Raw genomic sequence first — 25883 nt, forward strand, 5'->3', positions numbered from 1 at the left:
ACTACATGTAGTGGTTTAGTGCTATATTAGTAAGTCCTCAGTTAGCGAGTTTTTCTCTAAAAATTGCACCAAAACAGAGGTTTTTAGCCTCATCCAGCAGCCAAAACGATTTATCAAGGAGTACCAATGTCGGTCACCGTCTACACACTTCCATCCTGCGTTCAATGCGATAGCACCAAGCGCATGTTGCAGCGCAACCAGATCGAGTATTCGGAAGTTGACATGAGCCAGGATCCAGTGGCTCTAGAGATGGTGAAGACCCTCGGTTACACCGCAGCACCGGTAGTTGTTTCAGGCCAAGAGCACTGGAGCGGTTTCCGGATGGACAAAATCCAAGCAATCAGCGCCTAAGAAAAGGTTTTGAGATGTTCGACGTTGTTTATTTCTCGAGTGTCTCGGAAAACACCAAACGCTTCGTAGACAAAATCGACAGCAATGCGATTCGGATCCCACTAAAGACCGATGAAGCAGCCGAGTTTGTGCACGATCGGGATAGCGTTTTAGTCGTCCCCACCTACGGTGGCGGGAACGACTCGAGCACTGTTCCAAAACAGGTAATCAAGTTTTTAAATAATCCGATAAACCGGAAACACATCAAGGCTGTCATATCTGGGGGAAACACCAATTTTGGTTCCCACTTTTGTAAAGCCGGAGACATCGTTGCCTCCAAGCTGGGAGTACCAGTGTTATACAGATTCGAAATAACCGGCACGCCGGAAGATGTAGTAGAAGTTAAAGAAAGGCTGGCCACCCTATGGCAAACCAAATCGTAGAAATAGCAGACGACCGAGGCAACCTAGTCGGTAAATCAGGTATTGAAACCGCCATGAGCTACCAGGACCTCAACGCCATGATTAACCTTTGGGGTGAGGACCAGAAGCTTCAGCTTGAAAAAGACAAGCTTGCGGTTCGCAAGTACTTTTTGGACCACGTCAACCAGAACACCGTCTTCTTCCACAGCCTTGAAGAGCGCTTGGACTACCTGGTTGAAAACGAGTACTACGAAAAAGAAATCCTCGACAAATACAAGTTTGAGTTCATTGAGACCCTTGAGAAGCTTGCCTACTCAAAGAAGTTCCGCTTCGAAGCATTCATGGGTGCCTATAAGTTCTACACCGGCTACGCACTAAAGACTTTCGATGGCACCCGCTACCTAGAGCGCTTCGAAGACCGAGTTGTAATGGTTGCACTAACACTTGCCGATGGCGATGAGGCAGTGGCAATCAACATGGTCGAAGAGATGATCTCGGGCCGCTTCCAGCCAGCCACCCCGACCTTTTTGAACTGTGGCAAAAAGCAGCGCGGCGAGTTTGTCTCCTGCTTCTTATTGCGCATCGAAGACAACATGGAGTCCATCTCCCGCGGCATTAACTCAGCCCTTCAGCTTTCCAAGCGCGGTGGCGGCGTTGCCCTTTCACTTTCCAACGTTCGTGAGTATGGCGCACCAATCAAGAAGATCGAAGGCCAGTCCTCCGGGATCATTCCGGTGATGAAGCTTTTGGAGGACAGTTTCTCCTATGCAAACCAGCTTGGCGCTCGCCAGGGTGCCGGAGCGGTTTACCTAAACGCTCACCACCCAGACATCCTGCGCTTTTTGGACACCAAGCGTGAGAACGCCGATGAGAAGACCCGCATTAAGACTTTGTCGATCGGCGTAGTAGTTCCAGATATCACCCTGGAGCTAGCCAAAAACGGCGAGGACATGTACCTGTTCTCCCCTTACGATGTCGAAAAGGTCTACGGCATCCCATTCGGTGACATCTCGGTTACCGAGAAGTACAACGAGATGGTTGATGACCCGCGCATCAAGAAGTCCAAGATCAAGGCTCGTGAGCTGTTTGAGCGAATTGCAGAACTTCAGTTTGAATCCGGCTACCCCTACATCATGTATGAAGACACCGTTAATAAGGCCAACCCGATTCAGGGCCGCATTAACATGTCGAACCTCTGCTCTGAGATATTGCAGGTAAACACCCCCACCACCTACAACCCAGACCTTTCCTACGACGACATTGGAAAGGACATCTCTTGCAACCTAGGCTCCATGAACATTGCCATGGCAATGGATGGGCCGAACTTTGCCAACACCGTAGAGACCTCGATCAGGGCGCTAACCGCGGTGAGCGATATGTCAAACATCGAGAGTGTTCGCTCGATCTCAGACGGTAACCACAAGAGCCACGCAATTGGCTTGGGCCAGATGAACCTGCACGGCTACCTAGCTCGTGAGCAGATTCACTACGGCTCTGAGGTCGCGCTTGATTTCACCAACATGTACTTCTACACCGTTGTGTACCATGCAATTCGCGCTTCAAACCGCATCGCGATTGAGCGAAAGAGCTACTTCCACAACTTTGAGAACTCAAAGTATGCCTCCGGTGAATTCTTTGAGAAGTACACCGATCAAGAGTGGGCTCCTGCGACACCAAAGGTGAAGGAGTTGTTTGAGGATTCAAACATCGCTATTCCAACCCAAAGCGACTGGGCAGAACTAAAAGCTTCAGTTATGAAGCACGGTATCTACAACCAGAACCTGCAGGCTGTCCCACCAACCGGATCGATCAGCTACATCAACAACTCCACCAGCTCGATCCACCCGATTGCCTCTCGCATCGAGGTTCGTAAAGAAGGAAAGCTGGGCCGGGTTTATTACCCAGCTCCATTCCTATCCGATAAGACCTGGGACTACTACGAGGATGCTTATGAGATTGGTCCAGACAAGATCATCGACACCTATGCGGTTGCAACCCAGCACGTTGACCAGGGTCTGTCACTCACCCTGTTCTTCAAGGACACCGCCACCACCAGAGATGTCAACCGCGCACAGATTTACGCATGGCGCAAGGGCATCAAAACCATCTATTACATCAGGATTCGCCAGGCTGCCCTAGAGGGCACCGAGGTCGAAAACTGCGTCAGCTGCATGCTCTAGAAGCCCAAGAAGGAAATCAAATGAAGACAAAACTTGTAACCCGCCCCGTCAACTGGAACCGAATCGAAGATTCGGTTGACCTGGATGTTTGGAACCGTCTCACCCAGAACTTTTGGCTGCCCGAGAAGGTCCCCATCTCGAACGACATTCAGTCCTGGGAGACCTTGCGTCCCCACGAGCAGAAGCTAACCCTTCACGTGTTCACCGGGCTAACCATGCTCGACACGATTCAGGGCACCGTTGGTTCGATGAGCTTGATGCCGGATGCTCGCACCCAGCACGAAGAGGCTGTAATCACCAACATTGCTTTCATGGAGTCCGTACACGCCAAGAGCTACTCGAGCGTGTTCTCCACCTTGGTTTCCACAGCCGAGATTGATGAGGCCTTCCGCTGGTCAGAAGACAACCCTTATTTGCAGAAAAAGGCAGAAATCATCCTCGGTTACTACCGAGGAGATGACCCGCTAAAGCGCAAGGTTGCTTCCACCTTGCTGGAATCCTTCTTGTTCTACTCCGGGTTCTATTTGCCAATGTATTGGTCCTCAAGGGCCAAGCTCACCAACACCGCAGACCTAATTCGCCTAATCATTCGCGATGAGGCGATCCACGGTTACTACATCGGATATAAGTTTCAGCTTGGTTATAACGAGCAGTCGCAGGCGCGCAAGGATGAGCTAAAGGCTTATACCTACGACCTACTGCTTGAGCTATACGAGAACGAGATGAAATACACCGCAGATCTTTACGATGAAATCGGTCTAACTCACGATGTGAAGCAGTTCTTGCATTACAACGCCAATAAAGCACTCATGAACCTAGGGTTTGACCCTCTGTTCCCTAAGGACGACTGCCAGGTCTCCCCTGCCATCTTGAGCTCGCTCAGCCCATCCAGCGATGAGAACCACGACTTCTTCTCTGGCTCCGGCTCTTCATACGTCATAGGTAAGCACGAATCAACCACTGACGACGACTGGGACTTCTAAGGAGGAATCATGGATTGCAATTGCTCTAAAGACAGCTGCGGCTGTGGCACCAAGCACTAGCTAAAGCTTTATCAAAAAATGCCGGGCAAAGATAATTTGCCCGGCATTTTCTGCACCTGAACATGGACGATGAATTTTTTGTCGCAGCAAAACTGGGGAATTTAAGAATCACTGTAGAAGGGGCTTGCCAAAGGCAATACTCTTAGGGCCGAATTCTTGTTCCAATTAGCGTGAATGCCAGGCCAGCGTTTCGTCAAGGTTTGCAACATTTCTGATTAGCTCTTCGCCTGAGTCCTCAGTAGCTGGAGAATGTGGATTGAAAAGCTCTCAGGAAGTCTAGGAGTCTAGTCATGACAGAAGCACTGAACCGTCGAAGTTTTGGGTTTGCACAGCACGAATCCCATTAGCCCTGAGCGACTAGGCGAGCGTGCTATCCGTGACAACTGAAACGATCTTGCGCTTCCGCATCACGATGGTGAGAGCCGCACCAAATGTCAGAGATAAAGCCAAAAAGCCAACAATCAGTAGCCAGTTGATACCTCCAGAATTCTCAGCCGTAGCAGGCAAATCTTCGTCAACTGATGAGTCTGTTCCGTCATCGCGAGGAGTGTCCAGGGCATCCTCCGGCGCATTTGGTGAGACCGGATTTGGATCGTAGTCATTCGGGATGCCATCGCCGTCGATGTCTGGGTCAACGGCATTCGGACGCCCATCGCCGTCGATGTCTGGGTCAACGGCATTCGGACGCCCATCACCGTCAATATCCGCATCTAGGTTGTCAGGGACCCTATCGCCATCTTGGTCTCCAGGAAGCGAAGGTTGGCCTGGTTCGACCGGTTGGTGAACTAGGTCCTCGTTTACTGGACTACCTGCAACTCGCAGGGCATCCTGAACGTTCAGCTTTCCAAATTCGGAATAAACAACGACATCGTATCTGCCATCGGCTAGGCCAAATGGAATCTTCATGGCAAGCTCGGTTGCCGAGTAGATTACAAACTCAACTTCCTTTCCGCCCATCTGCATACGATCAATCATGTTGAGTTTCAAGCCAGTAACGGTCACAATCTGACCGGTGGCAGCAGTGGTTGGGTTGAACTTAGCCAAAATTGGACCTGGGTACTGGTAGTTGACCCCGGTCTGGGGGTTTGGGGCTTCAGGAGTAGTGAAGGTCTTCACATTACGCTGGCGTGCACCAATCTCGTTCACTGCCTCGACTGCGACGGTGTAGGTGGTGCTCCTGGAGAGAATGGCAAAATCAGGCCTGCAAGGCTCTTTCCTTGGCGCCTGATCCATCTCTGGATACGCAACTGCCCTCCTTTGGGTATGAATCGCCCAATTGAACTGTGATAAATCTAAAGGAGCCCAAAATCGGGCATCGAAGAGCGTTCGGTTAACCGAAGTTTTTAGAGTAAATTGTGGCGCTGATGAGAGCCGTCTCGGCTAGCCGGCTATTCGCTCAGAACGCTTTCTTGCGCGGACAAAAATGACCAAAGCAAGCGCGATCAAAATTAGTGCTATCCAGAGCCAGGCAAAGTCAGTGCCTTGACGCTCCTCACCGGAATCTGAACCCCCTGAGCCCGGCTCTGATTCTGGACCTGAGACCCCAGAGTCACTACCTTCATCAGGCTTAGTAACACTTCCATCTGGATCGCCTGCAGAACCGTCACCGTTTGAACCGTCAGTGCCGGAGTTGCTAGAGCCTGAGCCGTTAGAACCAGAGCCTTCAGTACCAGAATCTCCAGATCCGATCCCAGAACCAGAGCCTGAGTCAGGATCGGTTTCTGGCTGGGTTTCTGGGTCAGTGACTACAACTGCAATTGCGCTAACCGTGAGTGCTTCTTGGATTGTTAGGCGGCCATAGCTTGAGTGCAGCACTAGGTCGTATACGCCGTCGGCAATGTTTGCAGGCAGAATAAAGGTGATGCTGTCCTGCGTTGCACTGAACTGCATCTCGCGACCAGCAATTTCGATCTTGGTGACGGTTCCAAGCTTCACACCAATTCCCTTGACGGTGGAACCGGGTCTGGCTGGGTTTGGGGTCACCTTTGTGATCATTGGACCATCAAAGCTCGAGTTGGTTTGTGGCGGTGCAGGGATAGTTATTGAGTAGGTGGCAACCTGACCAAAACCAAGTCCGTTCTCCGCAGAGACCGCAAACTCATAGGTTTGCCCAGGTAGAACCTCGGTGTATTCACATAGCCTGTCAGCACTTGCAGGGCAGTCAGCTGGCTCAGCACCATTCACCAATACTTTGTAGCCGAGAAGGCTAGAACCACCATTGAATACTGGCTCTGACCAACCAAGAACTAGCTCGCCCTCGAGCTCGACTAGCTGCAACCTGGTTGGTGCTGATGGTGTTGTCAGGCTCTGCTGCATACCAACCGTGGTGTTCTCTTCGCCCTCAGTCTGTGACTCTGAGGTGATAGTGACAACCTTGAACTCATAGGCAGGCGAGTAGTCGATAGCGGTTGGTGCTGTCATCGCGCGGAAAACAGATGTTCTGAAACTCTGTGCCTGAACGATAGAGGTGCTAAAGCTTGCCGAGGTGCTCATTGAAGTTGCGGTGGGTGTTGCTGGCTCATCGCCGCCCAGTGGCCAGACATAGACCTCATAGCCCTCAAAGTTGCCATCAAAAGCGGTTGGCTCGTCCCAGTTCAAAGTCAAGGTGTTAGGACTTGGGGCTGCTGCCAGGTTGGTCACACCAAGCGGAGCGTTTGAGGTTCTAATTGGCAAGGAGCTCTCTGAGTAGACACCGATACCGGCGACAGTAATTGCTGCGACTTTGACGGTGTAGGTATCAATAGGCAGACCAACCAGGGTGCAGTTAATAGGTGCTGCCGAAACAACACAGCCCGCGTTGATGAAGTTGTCACCATCAGCGTTTGTGACCACCATTCGGTAAGCGGTGATGGTTGCGCCACCGTTGTAGCCAGGTGGGTTAAACGACGCGGTGATGTTTTGCTTGCCCGCGGAGATTGAAACCAGGTGCGGAGCACCGGCTAGATCAGCTGAGATCACAAACATTTGGCGGACACTTGTGGCAGCAAGGTACTCGAGGTTACCCGGCTGCGAGGCTGTGATCTCACAGCCTCCGGCAGCCAAGAGCGTGATGAAGCCCCGAGTGTTGACAGCACACTTTGGAGCGCCCACAATATTCGTCACGCTGTATTGAACTTGCAAACCAGAGGATGCGGTGGCAGCTGCGAAGAATCCTGGGTCACCATAGGTCTTTTGTGCAATTGGGCTAAAGGCAATGGTCTGGTTTCTTGCACTCACAACGATTCGCTGCACCGCAGAGGCTTGCATGAACTGACCATCACCAGCTTGTGTTGCAGTGATATCACAGACACCTGAGGCCAAGAACTTGACCTTGGTTGGGTCAGTGTCCCAGGCGCAAATTATTCCAAGCCCCGAGGTGATTGTGTACTGGACAGCCAAGCCACTACTTGCAACCGCAACTGGGGTGAAGAGCTGCTGAGGCAAAGGCGTTGCGGGTATCACAGATGTGAAGTTGACCCTCTGGTCAGCCTTAGTGAAGGTCACCGTTTGCTCTGGAGAAATGGCAACCAGGTAGTTTGTTGAGGTCAACTTTGTTGCACTCACACCACAGCTACCGGTGGCATTTGCACGCAGCTTATTACCGTCGACAATTCTGCAAAGAGAATCGTTAGTGGTGACCGCAAAGGTGACCAATCCATCACCAGAACCACCTGATGTGAACAGGGTGATATCGATCATGTTTGCACTGGTCGCACTAGCCATACGAAGTGGGTTTTGCAAGATCTTGTTGATTGTCAAAACCATCGGGTCAGAGTACGCAATCAGGTAATTGTTATCTCCCAACTTGCGCGCGGTGACCTCACAGAAGCTACCGGCTTGACCTGGAATCAAGGTGGTGCCGATGATGCGGCAATCGCCTTGAACCAAGAACGAAAGCTGGCCAGTTCCAGAGCCGCCGGCTGCAGCCGGGGTCATGGTGCTCCAAAAGTCAAGGTTATTTGCACTCGTGATAACGAGAGCCTTTTGCTGAGCCTTGGAGATTGACAACGTTGCTGTGGCGGTATTCGCAAAGTAGAACGGAACCCCAGGAACTGTGACAGTAACCACACAGTCACCAACACCGCGAACAAACACTTGACCATTTGGTTCGTTGGTTTGTGGATCAAGAACCAGCTCACAAATACTCGATAGTGATGAGGTCGTGTATCTAGGTGTTGCGGGTGAGTCGGTAGCAAAGGTTGGCGTGACTATTTCGCCATTGACAAAGCTCCTTGCTTGATAGCGAATGCTAATCGCCGCTGTCTTTGAAAGCGTGTAGCCAACGGTCTCATCAACACTGAATGCATAGCCAAGGTGAGAGCTACTGAATCGGAGCTTGTAGACCGCGCCTGGTGAACCAGTAACCGCAATGTTGCTAAAGGTCACCACACCCTGATTAGCAGTTGTGCTGCCACCAGAAACAACAGAACCCGAAACATCGTTGAATACCGCTGCGGTCACAACCGACTGGTTGTCCCAGTCAACGTTGTTGTTGAAGCGGTCCTTGACCTGCAGCACCGGCTGACCAGTCAGCACCTCACCAACAAGACCACCGGTTGAATCCTGAGTCAAGACAAGTTGGTAGGGGTTGGCAGCGATCAGCGAGAAGGCGGCCGATGCTGCGGCTGTATAGCTAGGCCCAGTAACTGGAGTCGCAGTAAACAGGAGCTTGTATTCAAACCCTGGTGTGCCAACAACTCGCAAGCCAGTGAAGCTAGCGACACCTTCTGAAACCACCATCGAAGGAGTGACGGTCTCATCAAGTGAGTTGACGAATCTCGCGTTGCCGTCGGTAACCGCGAAGCTGACCGCTACAACCGTGGTTGAGTCATCAACTGCCCGGTTACCCTCGGCATCCAGCAGCTCAAGCTCCGGCATTGTGGTTAGTAGATCTCCAGTCTTGGAGGCGGCAGGATCTTGCAGGTATGCAAAGCCATTTGCCAAACCATTGGTGACACTAAAAGCAGCAGATGTGGCAGGAGTCAAACCTTCAGCACTAAAGCCAAGTGTGTAGATGGCAAGCGGTGTGCCGCTAACGCTCAAACCTGCAAATGTCGCAGCTCCCTGGACGGAAGTGGCCGAGAGTGTTGCGGGGGCAGCTGCTGTTAGCGTGCCCCCACTACCGGAATCAATTTGAATCGAAACCACGGTAGAGGAGTCTGAAAGAACGCGGTTGTTGAACCTGTCAAGAACATGGACAACAGGTTGGGTGGGCAATAAGTCACCGGTTCTTGCACCCACTGGCTGAGTGGCCATGACGAGCTTTGCCGCCTCAGCGGCGAGAACATCAAAGCTTTGGGAAGTTGCAGAAAAGAGCGTTCCTGAGCTAAAGACAAACTGCGTTGTGGCACCGGGGGTTGCCACAACACCAAGGTACTCAAAACTTGCAAGTCCATTGCTGACTGGTGCAACCTGAGCTGCGGGGTTTGCAACACCTGAAACCAGAATGCTTGAACCAACAGATGATGTTGCAACCTCGACAGTGCCGACATAGTTGGTGACCCGGTTTTGGAAGCGGTCCCTGATCTCAACAACAGGCTGTTGCAGCAGGTTGTTTCCGGTTATACCGGCTTGACAAACAGATGCGACCTCAACCCCCGCACAAGGCTTTGTCACAACAGCAACGGAGTAAGGATCATTGAAGGTCAGCTTGAAGGCCGAGGACTCCGGTGAGGTGATTGTCACCTGAGGGCTCGTGAGCTGGCTCGTGAAGGTGAGCTTCTGGTCGACCTGAGGCAGCGCAATCACTCTCAGGTTTTGCAGTTGAGCAATTCCGTTTATAAAAACTGCCTGGTTGTGCTGCAGGGTGTTTTGATGAACTGCGACATCGGCCTGACCGTCACCGGTTGTAACGGTCGCGGTGACGATGTCACCGTTTAGCTCAGTCGCAGGATTACCGTCAAAGTCCAAAGCCCTGACAATCGGAGTCTGTTCCAGCCTGTCACCGGTCTTGGTTATGACACCATCTGAAATGTAGGTAACGGGCTGGGTTGTGATCTCCAGTTGCGTGGCATCGCCGTGGCGCACTTGAAGCGCTGCACTTTGAGCAAACTGCAAAGAACCGGAGTTGAACTTGAGAGCATAATCTTGCAGTGGCCTTACAACCATTGCTAGTCCGCTAAATGTTGCAACTCCATTTACCGCTTGCTTTGAAGCAGAGACGAGTCGGTCTCTCGCATCAAGTGTTGCCAAGAGGCTTGCGGTAACAGTTGCACTTGAATCAAGAACCACGTTTTGCCAGTTGTCCACGACCTCAATCACCGGCTGGGTTGCTAAGTCGTCGCCAGTCTTAGTTAACTGACCTGAGGCGATCGATAGTGGCGCCTGGGCAAGCCTCAGGCCTGCAGCAAAGCCGTAGCTGACCTGAACGTTTTGCTGCAAAGTCGTGGCCACATTTGGCGCCTCTGGAACCTCAAAAGTCAGGGTGTAGTTGGTGCCAACTGTTCCACCCTGGCTCAAACCGGTGAAGGTCGCGCGACCTGCAACCGCATTCTTATTCGCACCTGAAACAGCGCCACCTGAGGTGCCAACACGCACCGGCAGGGTGGCTCCAGCGCCGGTTTCCACGCGGTTGTTGTAGCGGTCGCGAATCTCGATGATCGGCTGCTGTTCAAAAGGCTCTGATGCTCGACCATCCGCAGCAGGCTGCAACAAGGAAAGCTGGAACGCATCGTTGTGGGTCACATTTAGTGACTGTGAAGTAACGGTTGCAGAACCAAAACTAAACACCAACTCGTGGTTCAGTGCTGGGTTGCCGTTTTGGGCCGGAGTTCCAAACAACTTGACTCCAGCGAACTGAGCAGAGCCATTTTCCAGCAAGGCAGTGGTGACGCCTTCGGACAAAGAGCCCGTATTAGTGGCCGAAACTGTGACTGTGCCAGCGGTTGTAGTTGCTAGATAACCATCCTGGTCAAATACAGAGACCCGAGGCTGGGCAGCCAACAGCTCACCGGTCTTTGTCAAAACAGACCCGGTGAGGGTACTCGGCTGTGTGTCAATAGCGATCGATGTTGCAACACCAGGCAAAACCTCAAAGTCATTTGAGTTCTGCTCATAGCCGTTGAGGTCTACCTCTAGGTAGTAATCCACACCAGGTGCAACTGCGTAACCGAGCCCTGTGAATAGCACCACGCCGGCGTTGGCAGTTGCGGAGATGGTCGTGACTGGGGGTTGGCCTGTGGTTGCAAGAGCAAGGGAGTCAGTGTTGGTGAACAGCCTGACCAATACTTGCGAGCTGCTGTCGGTCTCGACCTTGTTGGCGAACTGGTCCCAAAGCTCGATCTCCACAACAGGAGAGAAAGTTTGTCTTGTGATAAGGTTCGTCGGATTCTGAACAATTCTGAACAAGGTGGCCTGACCAGCTGTTACGTCTATCTCTTGGCTCTTGGTGATAAATGTGCCAGTTGGGTATTCAGTGCTAAACACAAGTGTCAGACCCTCAGCGGCCGCACCGCTAATCCCAAGACCCGAGGCCGTGAAGTTTGCAACACCGTTGACGGCACCCTTGGTTGGCAAGCCAACCAAGTCCCTGCCTGCAACACTTGCAGTGACAACTAGCTGGCTATCGGACACGAGGTTTGCAGCACTGTCACGGATCTCAATAATCGGCTGACCGCCAAATGCCAATCCCGCTCTGGCAACAGTTGCCGGGGTGGTGATTGCAAGCTGAGTTGGCGAACCGAAGGTCAGGGGAATTGCAGCCGAAACTACACTGAAGCTTGTTGCACCAGAGGTTGCAGTGAAGCGCAACTGGTAACTGGCTGCAGGGGCCTTTAGCACTAGGCCTGCAAACACAACGTTTGCAGAGTTGTTGGCCAGAGTCTGCGAGGTGTTGGCTGTTGCCAAGACATTGGCGCTGTTTGAGCTAATCACAGTTGCTGTGACTGCAAATCTTGGACCGGTTGTCGCAGGATTGCCGAACTGGTCCCGAATCTCAAAACTTGGCGCAGGGCTAATGCTGATCTCGTTGCGCATTGCGGTTGGCTCACTTGATAGCCAAACAATCTGAGACGCAGCTGCGTGAGTGATTGTGAAGGTGTCGCTCAATTCGCTGATGCCACCGAGTGCAAATAAGACCTTGCGATTACCTGCGGAGGTGAAGGTCATGTCTTCAAATGTGACTACACCGGCAGTGGCAGCAACAGCAGCCTTGCTGCTGTCAATCACGGTTGTGCCATCTGTGGCAACAAGGGTGGGCTTAATGGTTGACGTGCTGTCAGAAAGAACAGTGTTTAGCCATTGGTCACGAATGGATACTTTTATATCAAGTGCAAAGTCTTCACCAGCGATGATTGCCGCCGGTTGCTCCGTGACCAAGAGGTCGTATGGATTACCTGCCAACAAGGTAACCGACTCTTGGGCAGCCGTGAGCGATGTCAGCTCCGCTGGACCAAACACCTGGTAGTTCAACTGATACCCGGCTGCAGTGCCAGATACACGCAAGGTTTCAAAAGTAGCAAGGCCTACTGAGGCTTGACCAGTCAATGTGCCGCTGATGGTCGCTCCAGAGCCAGAGATCGACGCAATCACATTCAAGGAGGCGGCCGTGCCCGTTGTGACACGGTTGTCGTCTTGGTCCAAAACTTCAATTTGAGGCTGGGTAACAAAGTCAATACCAGCCCTCACTCCAGCTGTTGCCCTAGCAACTGACAGCTTCACGGCAGCTCCGTGAAGCAAGGTGATGTCTTGGGTTGCGGAGGTGCGGCCGGCTGACGATGCAGTGATTGTGTAATCACCAACAGTTCCTTGAAGACCAAGGCCTGAGAAGTTAGCAACACCCTCGTTGGCTGCAGTCAGGGTAAGGGTTGTGATGCCAGTGATCAAGGCGACCCGGGTCTGACCAGCAGGTGGTGCAATTGAAAGTGCAACATCTCCTGTGAAGTTAGTAACAGTGTTGCCGGAGATGTCTTGGACTGTGACCTTGGGCTGGGTCGAGAAGTTGGTTCTGTTCACAAAACCAGCAGCGGGTGTGGTGATGGCAAGTTTGGTTGCGGTCCCGAAGCTGATAGAGATGTTGTTTTCGTCTTCAATTGCTTCAGGCGAAGTGATAGTCGCGGTGATGGTGTAGCTGCCGATGGTGTCGGTGAGCTTTAGGCCTTTGCCCGAGAAGTTTGCGATTCCAGCAACCGCAGGCATTGATACTGTGCCAGAAAGATCAGCTGTTGAACTAATCGTCACGGTTTGGGTGGACTGGGTTCCATCGGTGACTCGGTTTAGGTCCCGGTCCAGTATCTCAACTGATGGCTGAGTGGCAAAGACAGTGTCGTTGGTGACAGTCGCAGGGGATGTCAGAACTACTGAGTGGGCGGCTCCGTGAAGCAATGTGATGTCTTGGGTGGCGGAGGTGCGGCCGGCTGACGATGCAGTGATTGTGTAGCTGCCGATGGTTCCCTGAATACCAAGACCCGAGAAGGTTGCAACACCTAAGTCACCAGCGACCAAAGTCAGATCAATGTCGCCTGTGATGCTTGCGCCGGAGCCAATTGAAAGTGCAACATCTCCTGTGAAGTTAGTAACAGTGTTGCCGGAGATGTCTTGGACTGTGACCTTGGGCTGGGTCGAGAAGTTGGTTCTGTTCACAAAACCTGCAGCGGGTGTGGTGATGGCAAGTTTGGTTGCGGTCCCGAAGCTGATAGAGATGTTGTTTTCGTCTTCAATTGCTTCAGGCGAAGTGATAGTCGCGGTGATGGTGTAGCTGCCGATGGTGTCGGTGAGCTTTAGGCCTTTGCCCGAGAAGTTTGCGATTCCAGCAACCGCAGGCATTGATACTGTGCCAGAAAGATCAGCTGTTGAACTAATCGTCACGGTTTGGGTGGACTGGGTTCCATCGGTGACTCGGTTTAGGTCCCGGTCCAGTATCTCAACTGATGGCTGAGTGGCAAAGACAGTGTTGTTAGTGACAGTTGAAGGTGAAGTGAGAACTACTGAGTGGGCAGCGCCGTGAGTCAATGTGATGTCTTGGGTGGCGGAGGTGCGGCCGGCTGACGATGCAGTGATTGTGTAGCTGCCGATGGTTCCCTGAATACCAAGACCCGAGAAGGTTGCAACACCTAAGTCACCAGCGACCAAAGTCAGATCAATGTCGCCTGTGATGCTTGCGCCGGAGCCAATTGAAAGTGCAACATCTCCTGTGAAGTTAGTAACAGTGTTGCCGGAGATGTCTTGGACTGTGACCTTGGGCTGGGTCGAGAAGTTGGTGCGGTTGACAAAGCCTGCGGCAGCATGGGTGATTGCGAGCTTGGTTGCCGAACCGAATGTAACTGTGGTGGCTTCAGTGTCAGCGGCGCTTGGGTCAGAGATAGTTGCAGTGACACTTCTTGAGCCAATGGTTGACGTGAGCTTGATGCCAGTGAAGTCAGCAACACCTCCAAGGGCAGGCTGGGTCAAGGTGCCAGAGATAGTTGCGTTTGAAGAACTCAAGACAACATCCTGGGTTGATTGAGTTCCTGTTGAAACTAGGTTGCCATCAGCATCCAGGATCCTTGCCTGAGGTTGAACTCCAAAGACTGCATCGTTGGTGACAGTTGCAGGGATGGTTAGGGCAACCGATGTTGCATCTCCGTGAGTAAGAGCAACAGGAGTTTGGGTTGCTGAAGTGAGGTCCTGGGAGCTAGCGGTGATTGTGTAGCTGCCGATGGTGCCCTGCAGACCCAAACCTGAGAAGGTTGCAACACCCAAGTCGCCCGCAACCAAGGTCAGATCAATGTCGCCGGTGATGATTGCGCCTGAGCCAATCGAAAGTTCAACTTCACCGGTGAAGTTGGTGACGGTGTTGCCCGAAACATCTTGGACTGTCACCTTGGGCTGAGTGGTGAAGTTGGTTCGGTTTACAAAGCCTGCAGCAGCTTGGGTGATGGCTAGCTTTACCGCCTCGCCGAAACCAAGCTCAATGGATGCATTTCCGCTAATCGGGGATGGGGATGAAATCGTGGCAGTCAAAGTCTTAGTGCCAAGTTCGCCCTCAAGCTTGAGACCCTTGCCAGTGAAGTTAGCTTCACCGGCAACCGCTGCCATTGAAAGCAATTGGGCGTTGTTGCCGCTCAGGGTAGCGCCTGTCGCAGTGAGGGTAACAACCTGAGTGGATTCAGATTCGGTGGTGACAAGGTTGTCGTCCGCATCCAGAATCCGTGCGACAGGCTGGGTTCCAAAGACGACATTGCTTTGGGCATTAGCCGGAGCGGTAACAACCACCTTGGCTGCAGCTCCGTGAGTAAGGGCAACACCAGTTTGAGTAGCTGAAGTTAGGTTCAAAGAGCTAGCGGTTATCGTGTAGCTGCCGATGGTGCCCTGCAGACCCAAACCTGAGAAAGTAGCGACACCTGAATTTGGAGATGCCAAGGTGATTGAAGGAGATCCGGTGATGATCGCGCCCGAGCCAATACCGAGGCTGATGGTGCCCACGAAGTTTTGAACCGTGTTTCCAGAGATATCCTGAACTGTGACCTTGGGCTGAGCAGTGAAGTCGGTGCGGTTGACAAAGCCTGAGGCAGCCTGGGTAATGGAAAGCTTTGTTGCTGAACCAAAACCAACGGTTATGGTCTCAGTCTCCTCAATCACGTTTGGTGATGCGATGGCGGCTTTGAGGGTGATAGAACCGATGGTTCCGGTTAGTTTTACTAACTTTCCCGTGAAGTCTGCTTCACCGGCAACTGCAGGCATAGAGACTGTTCCACCAAGAGTGGCTTCGGTTGCCGAGAGGGTAACGGTCTGGGTTGACTGGTCCCCTGTGGTGACCAAGTTTCCCTCTTGGTCAAAGATCCGCACGACTGGCTGAGTTCCAAAGACAACATCATTGGTTGCGGTCGCGGGAGCGGTCAAGGTTATTGTGTGTGCTTGACCGTGGGTAACTGTGACCACCTGGCTTGCAGTCGCTAGCGTGCTCGAGCTAGCAGTTACCGTGTAGCTGTCTACCGTTGCAGCAAGTGAAACACCGCTGAAGGTTGCAACGCCTGAGGAGGCGTTCTGCGCACTGTAGTCAGTGACTACCGGCGATTGTGCAAGGGTCGATCCCGTGCCAAAGGTAAGAGCAACGGATGCGGTCGAATCTGTCACGACGTTGTCGTAAGCGTCCCGAATGGTGGCAACGATATTTGCCAGATTGGATCGGTTGGCAACTGTTTGGGTAGCTGCACCGAGTGTCACCTTGCTGGCATCTCCGAAGGTAAGTGTGACAACCTCATCCTCAGTAACTGTGACTGACTGCGGCGGTGTGTTTGTGTTCTGGAAGGTGACAGAAAAGGTGAGGGTGTAGTCGGTGTTGACCTTGCCACCAAGAACCAGGTTCGGGAAGCTTGCAACACCATTAACTGTGGTCGCAGTTGCACCCGAAACGATGATGCCATCTAGCCCGGCAATTGAGATAGTGATTGCCGCGTTAGCGTGAGGGCCAGAAGCAATGGTGTTACCGCCGACATCTTTCAGGGTGGCAGTAGGTGCTAGGCCTGTTTTGCCCGCTTGAGCTGAAGTGCTGGCAAATGAAAGCGCAATTGATGCGGGCTCGCCCGCTTGAATGTTGTAGCTGGCAGAGGTGAAAGTGGTGGTTGATTGAGCGGTAAATGCCTCTCCATCAACTAATTCAGAGTTCTGAGAAAGTGATGTGCCGTTTCGAGTCGCGCTGAAAGTGAATGTTCCTGTACCAGTGCCGTCAACGACCTTTAGGTCGGAGAAGGTGAACGTGCCACCCGAGCGAGTTGCCGTTGCGCCCGAAATAACCGGGGTGCCAGAGGTTGTTGTTGCGACAGTGAAAGCTGTTGACACCGTGTAGTCCCCAGCTGAGGAGTTGTTGGTTGCAAGTGTGTTGCCGAACTTATCTCTAATGGTGACAGTTGGTGGCGGGTTGAAAGTAACGGCCATAAAAGCATCGACAGTTCCAGTTACCGGCACGTTTGAAACTGCCATCTTCAAGCCGTAGCCAAACTCAGGATCAATTGAATCAACAGTTGCAACTGAGTAGTTGGCCGACTGGTTATAAGAGACTGTTGAGGCATTCAAGGCGATAACTGATGCTGATTGATTGCCTGGGAAGTTGATGGTTCCGCCAGCGTCGATGCCTAGGTTTGCAACGGTGATGCCGACTCCTGCTGAGCCATTCACGTTGCCGCCAGCTCTGAGGGCAAGGGTAGAAACTTTACCTGTGAAGTTTTGGCTGGCAGAGACGTTAATGTTGCCATCAGTATTGAAAGCCAAGGTTCCGGCGGAAATACGTTGCAATTCGGTTGTTGAGAGCGCCAAGGTGCCTGCCACTTCACTTCCCAGAGTGATTGCTTGGCTTGGGGCCAAAGGCTCGATGGTGACCCTTGCGGTTCCTGCGTTTATGGATGCTCCTAGATTTAGAAAATCAGACGTTATCTCGATGTTGGAATTCGACGAAGATGAATCAATCCCACCAGTGATATCTAGAACAGCGTTAGATGAGGCTCGTCGGAGTTCGATTGATACAAGCCCGGAAGAAAGGAAAGAGCTCGCAGCTAAGGTCAGGTCTCCAGCACTGGCGGAGGACTTCACTCCGAGTATTGAAACTCCACCTGAACCAGCATCGATGGCAGACTGGGCAAGCGAGATCATCACAGGGTATCTCGGGCCAGTTCCCTCCAGAGACATTGTCCCACCGGACAGTTTTGTATTGCCAACGAGAACAATGCCATCGTAAACATCTGATGTACCCAAGAGAGACAATATTCGAGTCGCAGTTATTGAGTTTTGAGTAGTTTGTGCCGCCTGGTTTCCTGAAGTTTTTCCGAGCTCAATGCCGTACCACGAAGAAGCACCGGTGGACTTCCCTACAAGTGAAATGTCACGCCCGGATATAACCGTTGGATTAGCTGCATCATTACTTAGGGGTACAATTACACCGCGGCCATACTGCTCTCCCTTACTCCAGCCTCGTATTGTCACGTCACCAGTCCCGGCTGTAATACGAATGCCATTCGAGAAGTAGGGATTGGTTCCATCAACTGTGGTCGCTAAAGTAACGCCACCAAATATGTTCCCCGTTCCGTCATTATTTGATGTCGCAAAACCTGACGCCGGATCAGTTCCGCCTGAAATCAGGATGTCTCCACCACCAGTGCCCGTGTCCAGGCGATTGAAGTTCTTGATCTGGGCATGACCGAATTCGTTGCCATCTGAGTCCGCTTGGAATGTAATGTTTTGACCCAGAGAACTAATAGTTAGCGGTGATACAGAGGTTCCGGCCGCTGTGACAATGTGCCTTTTGGCCTTAATAAGCGCTGGGCCAACTCCCGAGCCAATGTTGGCCTGCACCAACACATCTGTGCCGGACTCAAGCTGGATTCCAGAGCTTGCTGCTAAGGCGGCTGTCTGAGTGATAGTTCCAGAGCTAAAGACCTCCACACTTGCCCCTGCCGTCAAAGTCGATGTGCTCAACGTTACGGAGGAGGCCGGAGATGAAGATTTTCCAATCAAAATCGAACCAGATGCATTAAAACTGGGTGTGCTCTTTGTGAACGAGGTTGTTGGATAGAACTCTATGTTGCCCGAGTTTGATGTCGTGATTGCCAAGTTAGCCGTTTGGGCGCCACCGAAGTACCTAACGTCGCCGCTTGACTTAATCGCTGCACCCTGGACCAGGTTCGCTGTGTTTCCAACTTTGCCGACAATCAAACCACCGACGTCGATACTTGATCCTGGGATTGGGAATGTCGTTTCTGCACCAAAGGAGGTCTGTCCTACCGGGGGCAAAATTGACACAACCCCTGCGGTTTTAATCTCCATGATGCCATTGCTGAAGCTGTCCACCGCGGAAGTGTAAACAGTCAGGTCTCCTCCCGTGGGCCCGGCAACGGGTTTGAACTCGACTTTTCTATTGGCGCCACTTCTGGAGAAAACGACTACTTTGCCCTTGCTATCGATAACAACGTTTCCTGTTTTGGTTGCAATCAGCAGGCCGCCTGTCTGGAAGCCGTAATCGCCAGTCAATGTTTCACCGCTCAGCAACATATCTGCCATGTCACCTGAGGTGATGATCGCGATCTGAGCGGAGCGAGCTCCCGTTGCGTTGCCGAGCATCGAACCGTAGGCTCCATTTTCCAAAACGGAAGTCATGGTTAATGCATTGGTGTGGGTCGAGTAGCTTGCTGTCGCCTCAATGACCGTCTGGGCGCTTGCCAAATCTTCATAGTGGAAAATACCAGAAGCCGTGTTGTCCGTACCTGAAGTTCCCTTTGCCTTCCCGAAGAGGTCAATGGTGTTGCCAACAATCTTCACACCGGCACTTAAGTTGATTCCAGACGAAGCAGCATTCGCGTGGGTTGTTTGTGCCTTCATGCTGATGGCCCCAACTCCTGAGTAGACCCTCACGAGGTTCTCCGCGTTGGTTGACACTCCACCGATTTGCAAGGCTGTTCCGCTAGTGCTCAAAGTACTGCCAGCTGGCCTTGCCGAATTATTTGGATCTGCCGAACCGCCACCGATAGTGATGTCTGCACCATCACTTTCATTGGCATTTGTCTCAATCAAGACATAGTTACTGAAATCAACTCCAGCGTTGTCAGCAGTTGTCCATAATGTGATTGGGCCTCCAGCCGTGGAGAGCTTTCTAGGGACGGCAACCGATGCCCCTGGACCTACAGAGATTTTTCCAACGGACTTCATGTAAATTCCGCCAACACCGGAAGCCAGATCAGCATTTTGCGCAACTGTGGAACTCGAAGTAAGCGAGATTGGTCCAGCTCCGTTATTCGTCAGGGCATTGCTGACTGTGATAACACCACCCTGATATGTAATCGGACCCGCAACAGTTGCTGACTGGCCAACCGTTAGGTTGGCAGTGTTGTCTGCCGCCCCAATCTGCAAGCCAGTAAGACCGGTGAGCGTGTAGCCGGTGGCAGGAAAGGTCACTGGATGGATAAAAGATTGGCCTGCCATCGGCTTGACGGTTAGCTTGCCAGTGGTCTTGAAGTTAACAGGCAGCGTTGAGTCAGTTATGAAACGATTGCCCTCAATCGAAATGTTGCCCGTTGCACTTCCAGCGGCAGTCGCACCAATGTTTGAGGAGCCGCTTCCGAGTCGGTTAAGCCATAGACCCCGATTGCCCTTGAGCGTGATGTTTCCTGATGTGGCAATAATGTCCGCGTTGCTGAAATCGAAAGAATAAGTGTTGTTGGCAGTCCCAGCTGCTGTGCCCTCCATGACAATATCACCGCCGCCAGTGGCCGAGATTGAGGTGCGAACAGTGTTTGTGCCGTTGTAAATCAAGATTGCCGTTGAATAGTCGTTCGTTGTTCCCAAAGCGCTCACAAACTTGATTGCTTCACCGGTGGCTTTCGTGGAGACGACGGAGATTGGGTGACCGTCTGCCCGGATGTCGATACCTAGACTTTGCATAGACCCGGTCGCGCCAGCAATGTTTTCAACCAAAATGGCGCCTGAGCCAGAGTTCATGTTGGTGCCACCATGCCAATACTGTCCCTGAATGAGGTTTGTACTGGTAGCAGATTTAGATCGGATGGTAATGTCGCCGCCACCAGACCAAAGCTTGAATTGATTCGCGGCATTGGCACTTCCTAGCCGCACTCCTTGTGAGCCTGCAGTTGATGGCGCGCCTCCTGCGGGGAAGAAGCCCTTAGCTGCACTGCCGCCGCCAATGACGATGTCGGCTCCGCCAGTTTCTGAGGTTCCGGAGCACGATGCGATTGTGTTAATGCAGACAGCGTTGCTGGTGCGGAAGACCCCGGCGTCATCGCCGTCAGAGTCTGTCCAAAGCGAAATTTGGCCCAGTTTTGCTCCGGACGGTCCTGAGGTTTGAACGGTGGAACTGTCAAGACCGATATGGGAGGAAGACTTAATCCGGATGCTAGACCCGCTTGTGCCAGTGATGTTGGAGGAAATGATATCCGCAAAATCGCCATCAAACAGAATGTCACCGCCGTTGGCCGACACTGTTGCAGACCTAAGGTCAACGCTTCGAGTATCAAATGCTGAAACAACATCGGAGCTGAAGACAATATCCCCGCCACCGGTTGCCTCGATGGTGGAGTTAGAGTCACCAATGTAAATAGCGTTAGAAAGAGTGTTAGTTCCGGGATTGGTTTGCTTCCCGAGTATCTGGATTGCTGTGCCCGAGGTTTTTCCAGAACTAATCAGTGTTGTTCCAGAATTAGTAGCGAATCTCACACCTTGATTGCCGGCGGTTGTGCTTGTTCCCTCAATGGTGATGCTGCCGGTTGTGGCCTTGATTGTTGACCCTTGCCAAGATTCGAATCCATGAAGATTTGACTGGCCCCTCATGACGATGTCTCCGCCACCGGAAAGGACCTTGACCCTCGAAAGCGAACTGGTGGCCAGCCTCACGCCCCGATAACCGCTATCAACTACAGGTCCGGTTGGGTAGCTAGTCCCAGCAGATCCGCCACCCATGTAAATGCTTCCGGTAGAAACTGACACCGCTGGATCACAGGACGCGTTTGTGTTTACGCAGGCACCGTCATCAATTAGCACATAGCCGTTTCCATCTGCAGATCCACCCCAGAGGACTATGTTTGAACCATTGGTTTCAATTTTCTTATTTGGGGCGAGTGCAATGCTGCTTCTGGACTTGAATAGCACGTCACCGCGGCCAGACTTGCTTTCAACGTTGCCCTGAATATTGAGTGCGCTGCCATGGACCGAGATTGCTCCATGAGCCTCTAGGTTTGAAGCGATGCTGATAGGTGTCGTGGTGGTTGGTCGACCTATTTGTATGCTCTCGGGGGTAATTGGGAACTGGAGCTTTCCGAACGACCAGTCAGTGGTGTTCTGAGTTGTCTTGAAGTTAGCGGATTCAGTAAATAGTCCGCCGGTGATTGTGGTGGGCAGAATCTTGAAGTCTCCAGTGGTTGCAACATAAACACCCCACATGCCATTTCCGGATTGCCTCATCCACACCGCATCAGAATGGATTGTGACATCAGAGGAGGATGTTGCAAAGTCAACCTGAGTACCTCCAGCGGTGGTCACACGATTGCCGCCTACTGCATTTGTTGCGCCAGCAGTCCAAGCGCCGAGTCGGACTGCCTCCTGAGAATTGTTTTCCCATCCAAAGGATGTGCCCACGGCCCAGCTAGAAGGCCCAGCAGCTCCGTTTAAAGTAATGGGGCCGTCAGTTGCGAGAATGTCGATAAAGCCAAGTCGTAGTCCTTGGATGCCACTACCGTCATTGCCGGCAGATGAACCTATTCCAGACAGTGTGATACCACCACCTGATTTGGTTGCAAGGATCCGCACTCCTTGATGCCCAGACTTCTGGTCCCAGGCTGCGTACCATAAAGCCGTAATTCCTCTGCTCCAGGCTCCGCCGGCAGAAGAGTCAGAGTATAGGGAGATAGCATCGGCACTCGCCGCATCAGAAGAAATTATGGCCGGAGCCCCGTTGTTCCCAACGTGAAGACTAATACCCTGGTTGGTTGCACTGCCTAGCGAACGTCCCCACATCGCAATGCGCCCAGTGCCAGAATCGATTTGAACCCCAGGGAAAATGCCGATGTGTCCAAGGTTGTATCCACCCGCGGGGGCTACCGCTCCGGCAATAAAGATGTCACCGCCCCCTGATTTCAGAACCGAGTTTGCGTTTATTAGAACGCCCATTTCGTCCCAGTTAGCGCTATTCTGGCCGACCGCGTAGCCATCGGGTAGGCCATCCCGTGCTGACACCGAGGACCACTTACCCCGATCTGTGGTGATCAGAGCATCAAGGCCCCCATCATCCCGACCGCCCGCGAGCCAAATCTTGCCACCGTTAGTTGTTATGGTCCCAGGGTCGATGTAGATATTGGAAGCCGTTCTGTTAGTTCCAGCAACCTTGTCAACAGCAGTCCAATAAACGACGTCTGAGCCAGTAGTGGTGAGGTCAACACCGGTAGCGGTGTAAATACTGCCGCCGGTGAAGAACCTTATAGGAGAGGTGGCTTCGTCGGTTGTCACGAGCTCGATGTTGCTAGCGACAACTATGTCACCAGCATGGACACTAATTGGTCCAGCAATAGTCCAGTTTTTTGAAAGGGTCATTGCAGCTGTGGTGTCGCCCGGCCTTCCTATCTGAAGGCCACCAAGCTTTGATGCCAGCGTGAGTCCTGCAGTTCGTCCCTGGAAATCTGTGAAGGCGGTGCTGTTGGCCGCAGGGAGAATGCTCAGCGCCCCTAAGCTTGAGACTGTGGTGCCTAAGGTTAGGAAGGTTGTAACCCTGTTCCCAATTACCTCAACATCGGCAGAGGAAGATGTGACCAAACTATTTGCACAGGTTGCCACAGCGCAGTCTCCTAAATGCACTTGACCCTGGCTGTGACCAGATCGCAAAGCACCGAAATGGATACCTGCATTTCCAGCTCCTCCATCGAGCGTGATTTTTCCCGACTTACTCAAAACTGCCGTGGAAGTAAGTCCAAGCGCAGGATTGTTTGCAGGGCCATCTGCCTTAATTTCCACAGAACCATCTCCCACCGACTGAATCACGAGGTTGTCAGTGCCAGTATCAGCCCAGGATCCAGTGAGTGCGATGTAGTCCACGCCACCGGTGCTCTTTGCGTACATTCCGATAGCAGGCGAAATGTTGCTTCTTGAGGTAAAGATTGACTTGTTGGTGTAAGTGTCGGCGTCACCACTTCTGTTCAGCTGAAGCCCCCAGCCTGCGGAGTCAGCTCGAATCTCAATTTGGCCTAAACCGGAATCAACGCGGGTTGTCCAGTGAAAGGCAAGAGCATCGACTGCTGTCGTGCTCTTTCCAAAAAGACGAATATCCCCGCCACCACTTTGGATGGTGTTGGTGTTTCCACTGGCAGCACCGAACCCATACCAAATACCCATTTGGCCGTCAGTAGCGATCGCCCAACCATCTGGCAGCCCGTCGTTATTGACTGAAGCTGGTGAAACGGCTGTCGAACCATTGTCCAAACCGCCTGCAAGGTGAATGTCTCCACCACCGGTATAGGTAGTGGTGGCACCACCTATTGAGTTGAGCGTTACGTTCGGATCGACAGTTATATATCCCTGCCCAGAAGCATCAGAGTCTGACCAGAGAATTATTCGGCCGCCAGACCCAGAGGCAGTGCCAGCTGTCTGAAGCTTTATCCCTGCGGTGTCAATGACGACATTGACTTTTGACTTCAAGAGTAGATCTCCACCAGCCCCAGTAACCGTAACATTGCCATTCACGGCTAGCGAGCTAGAGGCACTTGTGGTTTCTAGAGTGACGCCAGTCTTCGCAGAAATTAATCCTGACGTCGTAACTGTTGACCCGCTCGAGGTAATTGACACTGCTCCAGCTGTCGAGGTGTTTGTTGCGCTCGCGCCAGTACTTATGGCGCCAGTGCCTGAGAGCGTTATGTCACCTTCGGTGGATGTGAAAGCACCGCTTTGACTAATCGCGGCCCCATAGGCCGATATATTTCCAGAGGCTGTGATGTTTCCGTTTAGGGTTACTGCCCCACCTCTGAATGTGACATCACCGGCGATAGATGTTGAGCTGACGCTTGGCGTTGATGCCGTTATTGCTTGCGTATTTCCAATCCCGCCAATGGTCAAGCCAGATAATCCAATTAGGGAAACTTCAGATCGTGGAAATGTAATTGCGTCGGTAAAACTCTCTCCAGCTAAGGGTCTGACTGTTAGCGACCCAGCTGTTTTTATCAAAAGGCCCCAATCGGTTGACTGGTTCTTGAATCGATTACCTTCAAACAGTATGTCGCCCTTTGCCGAGCCTGAGGGAACGGCTCCAAAACTGGTAAGGGTGTTCGTGTCTCGGGAGTTAAAATTGGCTCCACGATTTCCCTTAAGCGTTATGTCGCCTTCGGAGGCCAGGATGTCTGCATTGCTTATTTCAAAAGAGTAAGTGCTGGCTCCGGTTCCAGAGGCATTGCCCTCCATGTAGACGTCTCCACCACCGGTGGCAGAGATTGTCTTCCTAATGGATCCTGTTCCGTCCCAAAAGAGAATTGGCTGAGATCTATCTCCAGTGTTGGCCAAAGAGCTAATAATCCGAATTGCTTGTCCGTCTGGTTTTGATGACGTGACTGTAATTGGATGATTAATTGATTCCAGAAACAATCCGTAAGTTTGAGTCGTTGTCGTGGCACCAGCAAAGTTATTGATTCTTACCTGACCATTGCCAGCGTTTATGCTGGTGCCTCCATACCAGTATTGCCCGTAAATTCCTGCGCTTGTTCCCGTGCTCGAGGAGAGAGAAAGGTCGCCACCACCAGACCAAATCTTTGTGCCGTTCGCCGCGTGGGCAGAGCCGAGCCTAACACCGTGTTGCCCTGACGCGGAGCCTGCCTGCGAACCTCCAGTTGGGTATCTTCCCGAAGCGTCAGTGGTAGATCCACCTCCAATAATGATGTCGCCGCCACCTGTCGAAACTGGTGTTACGCAGGAACCAAATGTATTTATGCAGACACTGTTGGTTGTTTGCACAAATCCCGTGCTGTTTCCATCGCTGTCTGACCAGACAATAACTCCACCTCCAGAGCCCGAAGAAGTACCTGCAGTTTGTAAGGTGGCACTATTGATCAGGATGTTGAATTTAGACTTAAGGGTCAAATCATTTCCTGCACCAGTAACAATCACGTTTCCACCAACTGTCAGGGCAGACGCTGCACCTGCGGAAGTAAGAGAAACAGAGCCAACCGCACCTAAAGCCGCTGAAGTGGTGATAGTTGCACAGTCAACACTCAATGCTCCTCCAACGGATATCGCGCCGTTCGAATTAGTGAAAGCACCAGACCCCGCACAATTCAAAGTCAAATTACTATTTGCGGTTGAGTTGGTTACGGCGGCCGAAACGGTTATCGCACCGGCACTCTCAATCAAGATGCTGCCTTGAGTCAAAGCCGTTTGCAGGTCAGTGTTCAAAATGTTAGCGGCACCCAAGGTGTTGGTCTTGAACACTCCGCTTACAAATGACCCTGAGGTTGATCCTGTGGAAGTTATATTCACCGTGG

The 25883-nt window shown here is 52.2% G+C and carries 6 protein-coding genes; 4 read left to right on the forward strand and 2 right to left on the reverse strand.

Annotation, left to right across the window (positions count from 1 at the left end):
* The first annotated feature begins 126 nt into the window (after positions 1-126).
* The 4 genes from nrdH to nrdF are packed head-to-tail and all read left to right on the forward strand — an operon-like array spanning position 127 to position 3915.
* A complete protein-coding gene (gene nrdH / locus BLP47_RS08135) occupies positions 127-351 on the forward strand; it encodes a glutaredoxin-like protein NrdH (RefSeq protein ID WP_091852629.1) in 225 nt (74 codons plus the stop codon).
* A gap of 14 nt (positions 352-365) precedes the next feature.
* Positions 366-773, forward strand: a complete 408-nt coding sequence (nrdI, locus tag BLP47_RS08140; RefSeq protein ID WP_091852632.1) for a class Ib ribonucleoside-diphosphate reductase assembly flavoprotein NrdI — start codon at positions 366-368, stop codon at positions 771-773.
* 53 nt (positions 774-826) lie between these two features.
* Positions 827-2932, forward strand: coding sequence for a class 1b ribonucleoside-diphosphate reductase subunit alpha (nrdE, locus tag BLP47_RS08145; RefSeq protein WP_249883434.1), 2106 nt, complete (start codon positions 827-829; stop codon positions 2930-2932).
* Positions 2933-2952: 20 nt separating this feature from the next.
* The gene (nrdF, locus tag BLP47_RS08150) at positions 2953-3915 is read left to right on the forward strand and encodes a class 1b ribonucleoside-diphosphate reductase subunit beta (protein ID WP_091852639.1); all 963 of its coding nucleotides are present in this window, start codon (positions 2953-2955) and stop codon (positions 3913-3915) included.
* Positions 3916-4332: 417 nt separating this feature from the next.
* Here nrdF and BLP47_RS08155 read toward each other — a convergent pair whose 3' ends face one another.
* Together BLP47_RS08155 and BLP47_RS08160 are read right to left on the reverse strand one after the other, a co-directional pair.
* Positions 4333-5208 (reverse strand): thrombospondin type 3 repeat-containing protein, encoded by an 876-nt coding sequence (locus tag BLP47_RS08155; protein ID WP_091852642.1) that lies wholly within the window; start codon positions 5206-5208, stop codon positions 4333-4335.
* A gap of 147 nt (positions 5209-5355) precedes the next feature.
* Positions 5356-25830 (reverse strand): fibronectin type III domain-containing protein, encoded by a 20475-nt coding sequence (locus tag BLP47_RS08160; RefSeq protein WP_249883334.1) that lies wholly within the window; start codon positions 25828-25830, stop codon positions 5356-5358.
* Positions 25831-25883 lie beyond the last annotated feature (53 nt).

This window comes from Candidatus Aquiluna sp. UB-MaderosW2red, assembly GCF_900100865.1.
Lineage (GTDB): Bacteria > Actinomycetota > Actinomycetes > Actinomycetales > Microbacteriaceae > Aquiluna.